Source organism: Sphingobacterium chuzhouense, assembly GCF_014692525.1.
GTDB lineage: Bacteria > Bacteroidota > Bacteroidia > Sphingobacteriales > Sphingobacteriaceae > Sphingobacterium > Sphingobacterium chuzhouense.
Window position 1 is genome coordinate 1 of the sequence record NZ_JACNYL010000003.1, and the last position, 12,878, is coordinate 12,878.

General features: G+C 40.5%; 14 protein-coding genes. 8 read left to right on the forward strand and 6 right to left on the reverse strand.

The annotated features are described in order from the left end of the window. Together H8B21_RS11975 and H8B21_RS11980 are read right to left on the reverse strand one after the other, a co-directional pair. Positions 1 to 274 (reverse strand): hypothetical protein (locus H8B21_RS11975; protein ID WP_223815002.1); only part of this gene is annotated, 274 nt, incomplete at its 3' end. Positions 275 to 296: 22 nt separating this feature from the next. After that, on the reverse strand, positions 297 to 1,382 hold the full coding sequence (locus H8B21_RS11980) for a PLP-dependent cysteine synthase family protein (protein ID WP_190314033.1): 1,086 nt from the start codon (positions 1,380 to 1,382) through the stop codon (positions 297 to 299). A 151-nt stretch (positions 1,383 to 1,533) separates the two neighbouring features. On the opposite strand from H8B21_RS11980, the gene H8B21_RS11985 reads away from it, so the two are divergent. After that, positions 1,534 to 1,992 (forward strand): Lrp/AsnC family transcriptional regulator, encoded by a 459-nt coding sequence (locus H8B21_RS11985; RefSeq protein ID WP_223815003.1) that lies wholly within the window; start codon positions 1,534 to 1,536, stop codon positions 1,990 to 1,992. A gap of 70 nt (positions 1,993 to 2,062) precedes the next feature. On the opposite strand, the gene H8B21_RS11990 is transcribed toward H8B21_RS11985, so the two are convergent. The 4 genes from H8B21_RS11990 to H8B21_RS12005 all read right to left on the reverse strand — a co-directional run bounded on the left by H8B21_RS11990 (position 2,063) and on the right by H8B21_RS12005 (position 6,599). Then, a complete protein-coding gene (locus H8B21_RS11990) occupies positions 2,063 to 5,011 on the reverse strand; it encodes a M16 family metallopeptidase (protein ID WP_190314034.1) in 2,949 nt (982 codons plus the stop codon). 24 nt (positions 5,012 to 5,035) lie between these two features. Beyond that, a complete protein-coding gene (locus tag H8B21_RS11995) occupies positions 5,036 to 5,482 on the reverse strand; it encodes a protein-disulfide reductase DsbD domain-containing protein (protein WP_190314035.1) in 447 nt (148 codons plus the stop codon). 353 nt (positions 5,483 to 5,835) lie between these two features. Then, the gene (locus H8B21_RS20625; protein WP_223815004.1) at positions 5,836 to 6,099 is read right to left on the reverse strand and encodes a hypothetical protein; all 264 of its coding nucleotides are present in this window, start codon (positions 6,097 to 6,099) and stop codon (positions 5,836 to 5,838) included. 83 nt (positions 6,100 to 6,182) lie between these two features. After that, positions 6,183 to 6,599, reverse strand: coding sequence for a hypothetical protein (locus H8B21_RS12005; RefSeq protein ID WP_190314037.1), 417 nt, complete (start codon positions 6,597 to 6,599; stop codon positions 6,183 to 6,185). Positions 6,600 to 6,900: 301 nt separating this feature from the next. Between H8B21_RS12005 and H8B21_RS12010 the strand changes: the two genes are divergently transcribed. The 7 genes from H8B21_RS12010 to H8B21_RS12040 all read left to right on the forward strand — a co-directional run bounded on the left by H8B21_RS12010 (position 6,901) and on the right by H8B21_RS12040 (position 12,878). Next, complete coding sequence (locus H8B21_RS12010) at positions 6,901 to 7,338, forward strand: cytochrome c oxidase subunit II (RefSeq protein ID WP_190314038.1); 438 nt, start codon at positions 6,901 to 6,903, stop codon at positions 7,336 to 7,338. Positions 7,339 to 7,351: 13 nt separating this feature from the next. Beyond that, on the forward strand, positions 7,352 to 9,034 hold the full coding sequence (locus tag H8B21_RS12015; protein WP_190314039.1) for a cbb3-type cytochrome c oxidase subunit I: 1,683 nt from the start codon (positions 7,352 to 7,354) through the stop codon (positions 9,032 to 9,034). Continuing rightward, positions 9,027 to 9,662, forward strand: coding sequence for an SCO family protein (locus H8B21_RS12020; RefSeq protein ID WP_190314040.1), 636 nt, complete (start codon positions 9,027 to 9,029; stop codon positions 9,660 to 9,662). The genes H8B21_RS12015 and H8B21_RS12020 overlap by 8 nt, the downstream gene beginning before the upstream one ends. A gap of 12 nt (positions 9,663 to 9,674) precedes the next feature. Then, positions 9,675 to 10,307: a c-type cytochrome gene (locus H8B21_RS12025; RefSeq protein WP_190314041.1), complete on the forward strand. Its 633-nt coding sequence runs from the start codon at positions 9,675 to 9,677 to the stop codon at positions 10,305 to 10,307. After that, entirely contained in the window at positions 10,294 to 10,950 is a 657-nt protein-coding gene (locus H8B21_RS12030; RefSeq protein WP_190314042.1) for an SCO family protein, read from the forward strand. Before H8B21_RS12025 ends, H8B21_RS12030 begins: the two co-directional genes overlap by 14 nt. A 26-nt stretch (positions 10,951 to 10,976) precedes the next feature. Then, complete coding sequence (locus H8B21_RS12035) at positions 10,977 to 11,402, forward strand: HYC_CC_PP family protein (RefSeq protein ID WP_190314043.1); 426 nt, start codon at positions 10,977 to 10,979, stop codon at positions 11,400 to 11,402. An 87-nt stretch (positions 11,403 to 11,489) separates the two neighbouring features. Then, entirely contained in the window at positions 11,490 to 12,878 is a 1,389-nt protein-coding gene (locus H8B21_RS12040) for a TolC family protein (RefSeq protein WP_190314044.1), read from the forward strand.

The window sequence follows — 12,878 nt, forward strand, 5'->3', positions numbered from 1 at the left end:
ATTGTTGTTCCGTATCACTGGCATCAACTGGTTGTACAGGTGCACCGACTGCCTGTCCCTCTTCATCCTCTCCACTGGCTGTTCCTTCCTCAAAGACGAGATCGTCCGGAATCTCCAACAGGGTATCACTTCCAGTAGAAGCACGCCCATCATCTGCCCGGCTCTCTTTAAATTCGATCCCATCGGATGAGATCAGCGTATCCGCCTCTTGTCCGAATATGATTAGGGGAATCATCAAGACTAAACTTATAAGAAATTTACGTATGCTATTCATACACTTTGTTTTTTTGAAAAAATTATGAAAGTGGAGCAGATGTTGGAAGTGATATAAGAGGCTGCGTTAGACGACTAATGGGATGGAACCCATCAAACGCTACGTCTGTCGTAATAAATCCATCCCGAACAGGCTCTTCTTTAACCAAATCTGTACTTAAATATTTTTTATTGTCGTCACATAGGAGCGTTACAACCGTTGCATCGGGTCCCAGCTGCTCTTTCAGTTTAATTGCCCCTATCACGTTTGCTCCAGATGATATACCCACCGCGAGCCCTAACTGTTTTGCCAGTTTTTGCGCCATGAGGATAGAATCACCGTCAGAAGCTTGAATGACTTCGTCCAATTGATCAAGTTTAACAATAGCAGGAATAAATTCATCTGAAATCCCCTGTATACGGTGTGAGCCTACTTTATATCCCGTTGTTAAGGTCGGGCTTTCGGCAGGCTCTAACGGATGCACCTTCACAGCAGGATTTATTCGTCGGAGATAACTTCCAACCCCCATTACCGTACCTCCTGTTCCGACGCCGGCCACAAATGCGTCTGCTGTTTTCCCAATCGATTCCAGTTGCGATGCAATTTCCCGTCCGGTAGTCAACTCGTGCGCTTCGGCGTTATACTGATTTTCAAACTGACGTGGAAGAAAGACACCGCCCTTTGCAGCCAACTCCTCACTCAAACGGATACTACCGAGAAATCCTCCCTCCTCTTTACTGACTAACTGTATATCCGCACCCATACTCTTGATAATATCAATACGCTCTTTACTAAGCCAATTGGGCATCATAATCTTAACCCGATGTCCCAACGCCTTGCCAATAGCGGAAAACGCTATCCCGGTGTTTCCACTCGTAGCTTCGACAATCATATCATCCGGACGTATTGCACAGTTCATATAGGCTTTATAAAGAATGTACAAAGCCATCCTATCTTTGATACTACCTGTTAAATTGTAATTTTCACACTTCACGTAAATCATTCCGGGTCTACCTTGGTAAACATATTGTAAAGCCAGCATTGGCGTATTACCCACTAAACACCATAGATGTTTAAATTTACTATCCAGCTTGGGAGACAGACATTTATTAATTACCTCTTCCATCATATTCAAATTATTATCTTACAAAATTTGCATTAAACAAAATAATATTCAACACTTTGATATCATATCAAAAAAAATAATTGAAAATCATATAAAAACAATAATTATTTCATTTTTTTATATCTTTAAAAGATCAAATCAAGAAAAACATATCATGGAACTTGACAATGTAGACATAAAGCTGCTCCGTCTTTTGCAAGAAGACGCGTCGCTCAGCAACAAAGAACTGTCCTATCATCTTAATAAGTCTATTGCAGCGGTTCACGAACGGGTGAAAAAATTAAAGGCAAACGGATATATAAAACGTACGGTAGCTATATTGGATCGTGTAAAAGTAGGGATCGACCTCATTTCCTTTTCTCAGGTATTTTTAAAGGCGCATACTGCGGAGGTACTAAATGAATTCGAAAAGGAGGTCGCGAAATTCCCGGAAGTGATGGAGTGTTACCAGATGGCCGGTTCGTACGATTTTATGCTGCGCATCGCGACAAGAGACATGGAAGCATACCATCAATTTTTAAGGTATAAACTGGCGGTATTACCACATGTCAATACGGTGCAGACCTATTTTGTACTGTCTGAAACGAAAAGCGAAACAGCTTATCCGATATAACTTAAAAAATACAAAAGAAGGCACCCTTTTACCAAGAGCACCTTCTTTTGCTGGTCAATGATGGATAATCTTAGTATCCGAATATTTCTTCGAGGCTTAACTTCGTAAGTTTTCCAATAGTACCAAGCTGTTCATCCGTAATATTTTTCTCGGAGGCGACAATACAATATGTATACGGCTTATTAGCCAACTCCGTTTGATGAACTTTTTCGATATCGGTGAACCCCATCGTTTTCACCCGGCTATACCAATCTTTGCGACGGTCGTAGTCGATACCCTTTTTAAGATTTTGCAGGTAACTAAAGATAACAGCATCCTTTTTGATCCGTTGCGTTTCGATATCGCTGAGGAAGCTTTTCTTGGCGGTATTAAATGCTTTCTCTGAACGTGGCAACGTATTCAACAGTGCATTCATCCCTTCTACGGCCTCACGGATTTTGTCAGATTGCGTACCGATGAACGCAGACACTGTAAAAGGATCTTCCTTCTTTGCCGGGGATGAATAGGTTGCATAGGTCGTATAGGCCAACCCTTTTGCTTCGCGTAGGTTTTGAAACACGATGGATCCCATTCCTCCACCAAAGTAACTGTTAAACAAGGCTACACTCGCCTCTTTATCAGCCTGATAGTCGCTTCCTTTTCTATACCAGCTGATATCTGCCTGTACCATGTCATAATTTGCGAAAAGCACAGTGTTTTCCGTTTGATCTAAACGAGTATACTGGCGTTTAGCAGGTATACTTTTATAAGAGTCCGATGATTTGTGATACTGCCCCAATTCGGCTGTATATTGCTTCAAACTCAAGGGGCTGTACGCAATAACTTTGTGCTCGTAACTGAACAGATCATGAAGCAGAGTTATCAATTGATCCCCCGTTATAGCTTCTAATTCTGCTGTAGAGAGCTGATCGTTGAAAGGATTTTTAGCCCCGTAAGCCGCATAGCTCATCAAACCTTGCATAATATTGCGCTTGTTGGTTTTATTGTTTTGGCGCTCCTGTAACACATCCTTTTTGAGATTATCCAAGGCCGCTTGGTCTACTTTACAATTCTTTAGCAAATCCGTTAACAATAACATCGCCTCGCGATAGTTTTCCTGTAGACCGGTTAGCGTAATACGAGTTTCTTCGTTGCTTATATTAATGCTGTAATTACTGGCTAATTTGTAGAAAGCTTCCTGTACCTGGGCCGCGGTCATCTTGTCGGTACCGAGATAGGAAAGATAATTCCCAGCTAAAGGCAGCAACTTGTCGTTCCAGCTTCCCATGTCGATAAGAAATGTTTGCCGGAAAAGCTGATTATCTTTATTCTGAACATAGAGGACATCTGCTTTACCTGCTTTTGCCTGCTGGATATCGCGCTTGTAGTCTAACCATTCAGGCTCGACAGGTAAGGATGGCATTGCAGCAATCTCGTTTAAATACGCAGATTGTTTGTCTGCATTGGTATGCACCGAGGTAATCGGTGGTTTTTCTACTTTAACGATATCACCGGCCTCGCCCTGTCTTTTGTTGACAGCAACATAGTTGTCCCTAAAGAATGTTTTAGCGAATTCAACAATTTCATCTTTGGTGATTTTAGCAAGTGCATCAAGATAACCTACTTCTCGATCCCAACCGGCACTCTTCGTTTGGATAAAATCAGTAACCAGGTGCTGAGTGCGCGCTGTGTTGTTATCCAAACCCTGCAAAAAGGATAGTGTGCTATTCGCACGTATGGCTTCTATTAAAGATGCATCGAATTCTCCCCTCTTCAATAACTCGATTTGTTCCAGCAACAGCGAGCGCACTTCTACCAGTGTCTGACCTTGCTTCGGATAGCCAAAGAGCGTAAAGAATCCATAGTCTTTTTGTTGATTCAAATTCGCACCTGCTCCCAATACAAGCTGTTTTTGGGATAAATTTAGATCGATTAACCCAGCTTTCCCGTTCGATAGCAATGAGGACGTCACATCGGCCAACAACGCCTCCCGACTCGTGCTCTTACCCACACGGTACCCCATCATCATGTACTGTGCACTTGGCCCGAAGACATCGAGAACGGCGGACTCTTGTATCGGATCCTCTAAAATATCGCTATCGGATACAGCGGTACCAGACGGAAACGCGCCAAAATAGTGGTCCACTTTCTTAATCATGTCATCCGAATTGAAATCTCCTGCTAGTACAATAGCCATATTGTTGGCTACGTAATAGGTATCATAAAATGAACGTATCACTTTTAGGGATGGATTTTTAAGATGCTCTACAGTTCCCAATGTGGTCTGCTGTCCGTAGTTCGTTTTTGGAAAAAGTTTAGCCAACAGTACTTCAAAGGCACGTCTGCCATCGTTGTCTATGCTCATGTTCTTTTCCTCATAGACGGTCTCGAGTTCGGTATGGAAAAGCCTGAAAACAGGATATCGGAAACGCTCGGCCTGTATCATCAAAAATTTGTCGATTGAGCTCGAAGGAATATCTTCTTTGTAAACGGTTTCATTAAACCAAGTGTGCGCATTGGTACCCTGCGAACCGATCGTCGACATCAGTTTATCATACTCATTTGCTATAGAGTAACGGGAAGCCTCTACAGATAGGCTGTCAATCTCCTTGTAAATTGATCGACGTTTAGCGACATCGGTTTCCTGTGTATAGGCTTCATACAGTTCTTCGATTTCATCTAATAACACCTTTTCTGATGCCCAGTCGGATGTTCCGATTTTATCGGTGCCTTTGAATAAAAGATGCTCCAGATAATGGGCTAATCCTGTATGGGTAGCAGGATCGTTGTTACTGCCGGCACGTACAGCAATCTGAGCCGTTACCCGGGGCTCGATTGCATTTTCGGTGAGGATAACCGTAAATCCATTTTTCAATGTATAAAAACGGGTATTCATCGGATCATTACTGACATAACGGTACTTATATCCGGCAGCTTCTGCCTCTTCCCATTTGTGTGTTTTCTGTGCAACAGCGGGCAAGAAAGAGTTCAGACCTATGAAAAGGATACAGATACGGAAAAAACTATGTTTGATATTCATTGCAATTTATTTAAAAAACGGAATCTATTTTACAGTGATTGCGAATGTCTTCTCATCTGGAGGGAGGCATTGCTTATCGTTACAGACCATAAATTCGACTGCGCCTTTGATGACCGTCTGACCCTTTTTCAGCTTTATTTTTTGCTGAAAAACCACCTCTTTACTGAAATATAGAACCTGCATATCAAAAGTCTTTTCAAACTTCTTGTTAGGTGTCGGTTCCAGTACCTTCCCTACAAGTTGATAATCACTTGACGGCGTAAAACTGAACGATGTTGGAACAGGACCGCCATCACCCACATGTTGCGAGTAAATATTCCAACCATTATCGATGGTAGCCTTGAGAAAGAGCACTACGTCCTCTTCCCCTGTCTTCTTAGCAGCAAAAGTCCATTTAACAGGATCGAAGATCTGTGCCTGTACCACACCTAGTGTTAATACGGCAGCTATCATTAATATCAACTTTTTCATATATAAATTTTTTTTACCAAACTTCTTAATAAAGTAAATTATTATCAATAGACATGATCATTTTCAATAAAATTTTCGGTTTTGCAGGTGTTATTCCATTATTTTCTTGTTTAACCAATTTAATTATGTCTTAATCTATATAAATTCATTTGGTAATTTAGTTTTATCACCTTCTTGCGAATATACGCCGTCAATAATGACCATCCGTGTCCGGTATTTATCTCTAGCCATTTTCAATAGAATAATATTTACCACATTTTGTTGCGCACTATCAGGGCTCCTATTCCTCTATATGATCAAGTGGGATTGGTCAATTTTCATTATCCCAGCATTGATGGCATTGAGCGTGTCGCTCACGGGCGAGCAAAAGAAAATACCAGTTCCATCGAATCGGTAAGGCTATTGATTTCTTTCGATATTCGACCGGTAAGCATATTCATGAATTTTTTGCTATTGAAATTCATATAAATTAATAATTGTTCTAAAGGAGAAAAACAATCGTAATCAGCCTCAGACCAATTTATCTCTTGCAATCCTTTTACCAGCTGCTTCTTATACAGGACTACTCGAAAAGTTAGTTCGTAATGATAGTTTTTCGATTTAAAAAAATGGTTCATCCTATCTAAAATCATCCGGGCAACGGCGTCATTATTTGACAGATGTCTTAGGGCTTTAACTTTCTCTTTTAGCTCTTGTTTTGTTATTGTGAAGTATGTGATTGGTACACGATCTCGAGACTGATATATTTAAAGAATCGCGTTTCAAAAAAAGAAAATAGTTCATCAATAGCGGCAACCAACTTCTTATATATTCGGTCTACAAAATCAATATTCGGAAGATCCCTTCTGTTGTCAATCAGCTGATCCAAAAGAATAATTAGGGAAGAATGGTATTTTCTCACTAAAAGATTGGTTTCGTCCTCATTATTTAGAGAAAAAACGACGTTGTTTATTAAGATTTGGAGATTTGTTTTTTCAGTTTCGATTCGATTTACAATAGCGTTGTATTGTGATTCCGTAATTTTCTGACAATCGGCTTTATAGGGGTTAAGCGTAACGGTAATCAGGAAATCTATCCAGTGTAAAGGGTATTCTTCAACGTTTTGAAATTTAACCATAGTGTTTTACTCTCAATGTTAACACAACTCCGTTGTTTGATATGGTATCATTCATGTAAAAAATAGTTCTTTTTGACCTTTCGTGATCCTACCTAAATAATACCATAACAAGCACATATACTACCTCATAATCAGATGTAATCCAGTGTATTTTTGTACAAAATTTAGGCTGATGAAAGATAAACAAGAACAAGAATTTAAGCCTTACGGCACCATTGTATTCATGACTTTACTATTGCTCTTAACCGCAGTAGTATGGTTTAGTGTATACTATATTCAAATTGATAGAGCATAAAGTGTTATGGATAAATATGAACTAAGAGCTATTGTATTAAGTGGTGGACTGTTGTCTGTATTCTTCTTTGCAGTATTATACAATTCCTATAGCCGTAAAATAGATATGCCCACCTGTATCCCTTTCGACAAGACATTTGAAGAATCAAAGGTTAAAGAAATTGACAAAGGGCTTTATGAAATCTATCTGGTTGCACGCATGTGGACATTTGATCCAGAGGAAATCGAAATTCCGGCAGGTTCCACCGTAGATTTTTACCTGACGTCAATCGATGTTGTACATGGTTTCCATATCAACGAAAAGGGAGTAAACATGATGGCCGTCCCGGGGAGTATCAATAAGATAACAACCCGTTTTGAACAACCGGGCATATACCGCTTTGTGTGCAACGAGTTCTGTGGTACAGGGCATCAGAACATGGCCGGAACTATTATAGTGAAATAAGAAAAAAGTTAAAATGACAATCAGCAGACCGTTAAAAACAACATTATTACTTGGGTTAACTATGCCTATGAGCCTCTTTATCTTAGGGGTTTACAATGGTGTGATGCAGACCCTTTATCGCGCCGGCGTCCTACAGCAACATGATGTGGCTGGAATAAACTATTATCAAGGATTGACTATGCATGGCGTCATCAACGCTATCGTTCTGACGACATTCTTTGCGGTCATTTTCGGCCATTACACCATCGTTCATTATCTAAGAAAAGAACCTCCAAAATGGTCATATATTACCTCCATTGTTTTCATGATTACTGGTTCGGTTATAGCTTTAGTAGTTATGGTCTTGGGCAAAGCATCTGTTCTATATACTTTTTACGCTCCGCTGCAAGCAGCCCCGCTCTTTTATATAGGTACGGCAATGTTAATTATAGGCAGTTGGATCGCGTTTGCAGGATGGGTGCCGTTATGGTTTGAGTGGAAAAGGGAAAACCCATTGAGTAAAATGCCGATTGCGATCCTGGGCACCTTTGTGAACTTTACCATGTGGTTTATGGCCAGTATTCCGGTCATATATGAACTTTTGGCATTGCTTACCCCATGGGCTATGGGGATTAGGGAAAAAATCAATGTTCCGGAGACAAGAACCCTATTTTGGATGTTTGGCCATCCATTGGTTTATTTTTGGATACTTCCGGCCTATATAGGTTACTATACCATGCTTCCTAAAATTGCAGGGGGAAAATTATACTCTGGCAATGCCGCCAGATTAGCGTTCCTCCTTTTTCTTATTCTTTCCACTCCCGTAGGCGTGCATCACCAATTCAGTGAGGGTGGTATTTCTCCAAGCATAAAACTTTGGGTCAGTATCTTGACTTTCGGTGTGTCGTTGCCAAGTTTTATGACTGCATTCACCGTTGGAGCATCCTTGGAATATGCAGGAAAAAAACGTGGGGCAAAAGGGGTATTCCAATGGATGGCAAGATTACCTTGGTTCAGAAAGGACAATTATCTTTTTGGCTATTTTATATGTGGCCTTATCCTATTTATTTTTGGTGGACTTTCGGGTATCGTAAACGGTTCATACACGTTAAATCAATTGGTGCATAATACAGGATGGGTGCCGGGGCATTTCCATCTTACTGTCGCTGGGCCATCTATCCTGTTCATTCTCGGTTTGACATTGTACATGTTTAATCATGTATCAGGAAAACCACTCAAACATCGAGCAACGGCCACTATAATCCCATACTTATGGACCATCGGTGTAGCTATGTTGGCACATGGGCTCATGGCAGGTGGATTGATGGGTGAGCCAAGGAGGACCAATATGGGGTTGACATACACCAATCCTGAAAGCCATTTATTCAATAGTGCCTGGGTTCCCTCTAGTACCATGACAATGCTTGGTGGAATTATAATGGGCACAGCTGCACTCCTATATTTTGTCATCTTTTTTAGGATGGCCTTTAGCAGACCGACAACTACCCCCAAAATAGAAATGATCGAATCGGAAGAATTGCATATTGAAAAACCAATCCCCTTGTTGCTGAATATGAGGCCATGGATAATCCTTGCTATAATATTGGTGGCAAGTACCTACTATCCCTCATTCAAAGAGGTCTTTAAGTACAGCAAACCTGTCGATAATAGGTTCGACATGGAAAATCCGGCTAATCTGAATAGGAACAATGAATAAAAAGAAAATATACATTGCTTTTATTATTGCTGTTATCGGTGTGCCGTTGATAGCTTTTGCTTTGGTCAGATATATTGAATCCAATTTTTCAGGGCTCCCGTATTATGCGGAGGATTTTTCAAAAATCAATAAGGATCAAGCCAAGAAAGTTGAGCCATTCAATCTCATTAACCAAGAGGGAAACCCCATCGCAGGAGATTTCGTCGAGGGAAAAGTTTGGATAGCTTGCTATTTTTTTACAACGTGCCCAGGTATATGTCCAATCATGATAGACGGCATGCGTGAAATTCAGCAGGAGTTTCTAAAGGAGGAAAACTTACGCTTGGTATCATTTACGGTAAATCCCGAAATTGACAGTCCAGAGGTCCTAAAGCACTATGCACATAACCGCAATGTCAATACGAAGCAATGGAATTTTGTTACCGGAGAAAAAAGAGAGCTGTATAGATATGCAAGGAAAGAGCTCAATTTAACGGCTACGGACGGAGACGGTGGTTTACAGGACTTTATACATAGCGACCGTTTGGTACTAATAGACCAAGAAAATTATATCAGGGGATACTACGATGGAACCGAGACGGCTGAAGTTCGCCAGCTTGCGATTGACATCAGGAAACTACTAAAATAAACAGGAGAGAAAATGATTAGGTATATTTCAATATTATCATTGGCATTTTTAATCAATGGCCATGTTTATGCACAACAGGACATTGAAGAGGGAAGAACAATCTTTAGAAGTCGTTGTGCCTCTTGTCACAACATCGACAGGAGACTGATCGGCCCTGCTCTTAAGGGTGTCGATGAGCGGAGGGAAAATCAATGGATCATCGATTTTGTACACTCTTCCCAGACGATGATACAAGCAGGAGATCCGGACGCCGTTGCCCTTTTCGAAGAATACAACAGGTCCATCATGCCAGACCACAAGGATCTTACTGACGACCAAATCAATAATATTATCGCTTATATAATCGACGAAGGATCAAAATCGACAACCAAGTCTTCTGGTAGTTGGTACACCCCTCCTTATGTAGAGCCTTATACCGATAAGAATAGTTTTATCGATAAAATCGTATATCTCAACTTGGATGGCGACCATCAACCGATTAAAAAAAATGATATTGGTTCATGGCTTGCCATCGCGTTGTTTGTGATATTCCTGATTATTTTCCTACATATTTTAATATACCTTAACCAAGTAATGGATATGTACAAACAGGTTAAAAACATACGTCGTAAAAATCAAAATATTAATCGTGATGAAAATACTTAATAGCAAAATACCATTTTTCAGCTTTACTTGCTTTTGCCTATTTTTCCATGTTGCTTGTAATCAAAAATCAGAAGAGAAACTGCCTATTTATGGGCAAAGTAATACCATTGAAAACGAAATCAATGGAAAAATCGTAGTGGATACGGTTTATCATAGCATCCCGGATTTTAGCTTTATCAATCAGGACAGCCTGTTTATCAGTCAAGACTTTTTCAATCAAAAAATTTATATAGCCAATTTTTTCTTTACGAGATGTCCGACAATTTGCCCTGTTATGCAGCAAAATATGCTTACCGTATATGAGGAATACAAAAATGATGAGCGGGTGGCCTTCTTGTCGCATAGCATTGATTACCGCAATGACCATCCTTGGGTATTAAAAGAATATGCAGATCGGCTGGGTGTAGATAACAGCCAATGGCAGTTTGTGAACGGGCAAAAAGATGAAGTGTTTAATATTTCAAAAGAATACCTTGTATTTACGACCGAAGATGAAAACGCTCCGGGTGGTTATGACCACCAAGGTCTATTTATACTTGTCGATCAACAAAGACGAATACGGGGGGCTTACGATGGAACTGAGGATGAGCAAATCCAAAAATTACTCAATGATGTAAAAATATTATGTAAGGAGTATGAATAATCACTACTTTTGATCTATTGAACATTATGAGGCAAATATTCGTTATATTCCTTTCATTGTCGTATCTGGTATTGTCTTCGGGCTTTTCCCAATATCAGCATACCTGTAAGGAAATGGCTGTAAAATTGTACAGCCTGACGAATACCGAACACCAAAATTCGGATAAACCTTGTCCAATATGCTCTGCTAAAGACAGAGAGCTAAAAGAAAAAAAGAAAGACTGTTGCAAACACGAAACGAAAATCATCAAAACGGATGATGTTGTAAAAAAACAATCAAATTTTGATTTTTCGGTAAAGTTTTGGGGAGATGCTATTCCCAACAAAATGTTGGGTAGTGTGTTCGATTTTTCTATCGCAACCGAAACCGAAAAATCTACCTCTTACCATACTTCCAAAATCCCCTTACGGGGCAATCCCCTCTACATCTTACATTGCGTATATAGAATTTGATTTTAGCGTATTGAATTGACCAAAGCAGTCCCAATATTCTTGGCACTACTCAAATTCGTTATGTCTAATTTCTAATTTTTATATACAATGAAATTAAAATTCATTGCATCTGTAAGTTTAGTATGTGCAGTCGGTTTAAACGGCTTTGCACAGACACTAAAACTTGAAGATGCCCTACAACGTTCCATCGAACGATACGACAAAATAAAGTCAAAACAACGGGTACTGTCCGCTTCGGAACAAAACACTGTTTTCCAAAAGCAACAGTATCTTCCCGATGTAACCCTTTCCGCACAGCAAAGCTACGGAACGGTAAATATGCTCCACGGCTCAATGTACGCCTACGGAGGTTTGGCATCCGCTTCTACCTCTATGCCGTTAGCGGAGCAAAATTGGAACGCCGCATTCGGCTCGCTCTACTTCGCCAATGTCAATTGGAACATGTTTACGTTCGGAAGAATAAAAAGCCAAGTAGCATTAGGTAGCAAAAAGGAACAGACCGCTAAAGCCGACGTAGAACAGGAAATCTTTCAGCACCAAATCAAGGTAAGTGCCGCTTACCTGAATTTGCTTGCAAGCCAACGCATCAAATACGTACAGCAAAAAAATACGGAACGTGCCGTGGTATTTTTTGAAATGACCGACACAAGGGCTAAAAGCGGATTAATCCCCGAAGTGGATGCAGAGTTGGCCAAGGCAGAAGTATCAAACGCCAAATCTCTGCAAATAAAATCCTATGATAAGGAATTGGAGTTCTCAAAGCAACTGGCAGTCCTGTTGGATGATGAATTTAAGACCTATCAATTGGACAGCCTGTACAGCACTACCCTTCCGTCAAGGGGCTTGGCAAATCTGAATGACGAAGTGAGCAAGCACCCGTTATTGCAATTACAGCAAAGCAAGATTAACGAAAGCCTGCAGTCCGAAGAAATGCTGAAATCCAATAAAAGACCAACATTGTCAGCGTTCGGAGTTGTACAAGGACGTGGTTCGGGCTTCGATTGGAACTATGCACAGGACAATTCCGCTTACACTTCCTCTTACCTCAAAGGCGTTGGCATAGACCGTAGCAATTACCTTTTAGGGTTTTCGCTTTCTTGGAACTTAACCAATATCTATCGTTCGGGTACAAAGGTCAAAGAACAGCAGTTTCTGACCCAAGCGTTGCAACAGGATTTTGACCTGTTCAAAAAGGAGCTGAACGCACAGACCAAAATGGCTTACGCACAGTTGAACAATGCCCAAGAAAATTTTGAGGAAACCAAAGTGCAGTTATCGGCTGCTGAATTAGCCTACAAGCAACATACCGCTTTGTACGAAAACGGTCTGACCACATTGGTAGATTATACACAGGCTCTGTACAGCCTGAACCGAGCGGAAATTGATTATGAAATCGCACAGAACAATGTATGGCAGGCGTTGCTTTTATTGGCTTCGGCAAGGGGCGATTTAGGTGTTTTTATTCAACAACAATAA

Coding starts and splice junctions, on each gene's coding strand:
- H8B21_RS11985 (WP_223815003.1), top strand. CDS start 1,534: ATGGAACTTGACAATGTAGACATAAAGCTGCTCCGTCTTTTGCAAGAA.
- H8B21_RS11990 (WP_190314034.1), bottom strand. CDS start 5,011: ATGAATATCAAACATAGTTTTTTCCGTATCTGTATCCTTTTCATAGGT.
- H8B21_RS12005 (WP_190314037.1), bottom strand. CDS start 6,599: ATGGTTAAATTTCAAAACGTTGAAGAATACCCTTTACACTGGATAGAT.
- H8B21_RS12040 (WP_190314044.1), top strand. CDS start 11,490: ATGAAATTAAAATTCATTGCATCTGTAAGTTTAGTATGTGCAGTCGGT.
- H8B21_RS12025 (WP_190314041.1), top strand. CDS start 9,675: ATGATTAGGTATATTTCAATATTATCATTGGCATTTTTAATCAATGGC.
- H8B21_RS12035 (WP_190314043.1), top strand. CDS start 10,977: ATGAGGCAAATATTCGTTATATTCCTTTCATTGTCGTATCTGGTATTG.
- H8B21_RS12015 (WP_190314039.1), top strand. CDS start 7,352: ATGACAATCAGCAGACCGTTAAAAACAACATTATTACTTGGGTTAACT.
- H8B21_RS11980 (WP_190314033.1), bottom strand. CDS start 1,382: ATGATGGAAGAGGTAATTAATAAATGTCTGTCTCCCAAGCTGGATAGT.
- H8B21_RS12030 (WP_190314042.1), top strand. CDS start 10,294: ATGAAAATACTTAATAGCAAAATACCATTTTTCAGCTTTACTTGCTTT.
- H8B21_RS12020 (WP_190314040.1), top strand. CDS start 9,027: ATGAATAAAAAGAAAATATACATTGCTTTTATTATTGCTGTTATCGGT.
- H8B21_RS20625 (WP_223815004.1), bottom strand. CDS start 6,099: ATGAACCATTTTTTTAAATCGAAAAACTATCATTACGAACTAACTTTT.
- H8B21_RS12010 (WP_190314038.1), top strand. CDS start 6,901: ATGGATAAATATGAACTAAGAGCTATTGTATTAAGTGGTGGACTGTTG.
- H8B21_RS11995 (WP_190314035.1), bottom strand. CDS start 5,482: ATGAAAAAGTTGATATTAATGATAGCTGCCGTATTAACACTAGGTGTG.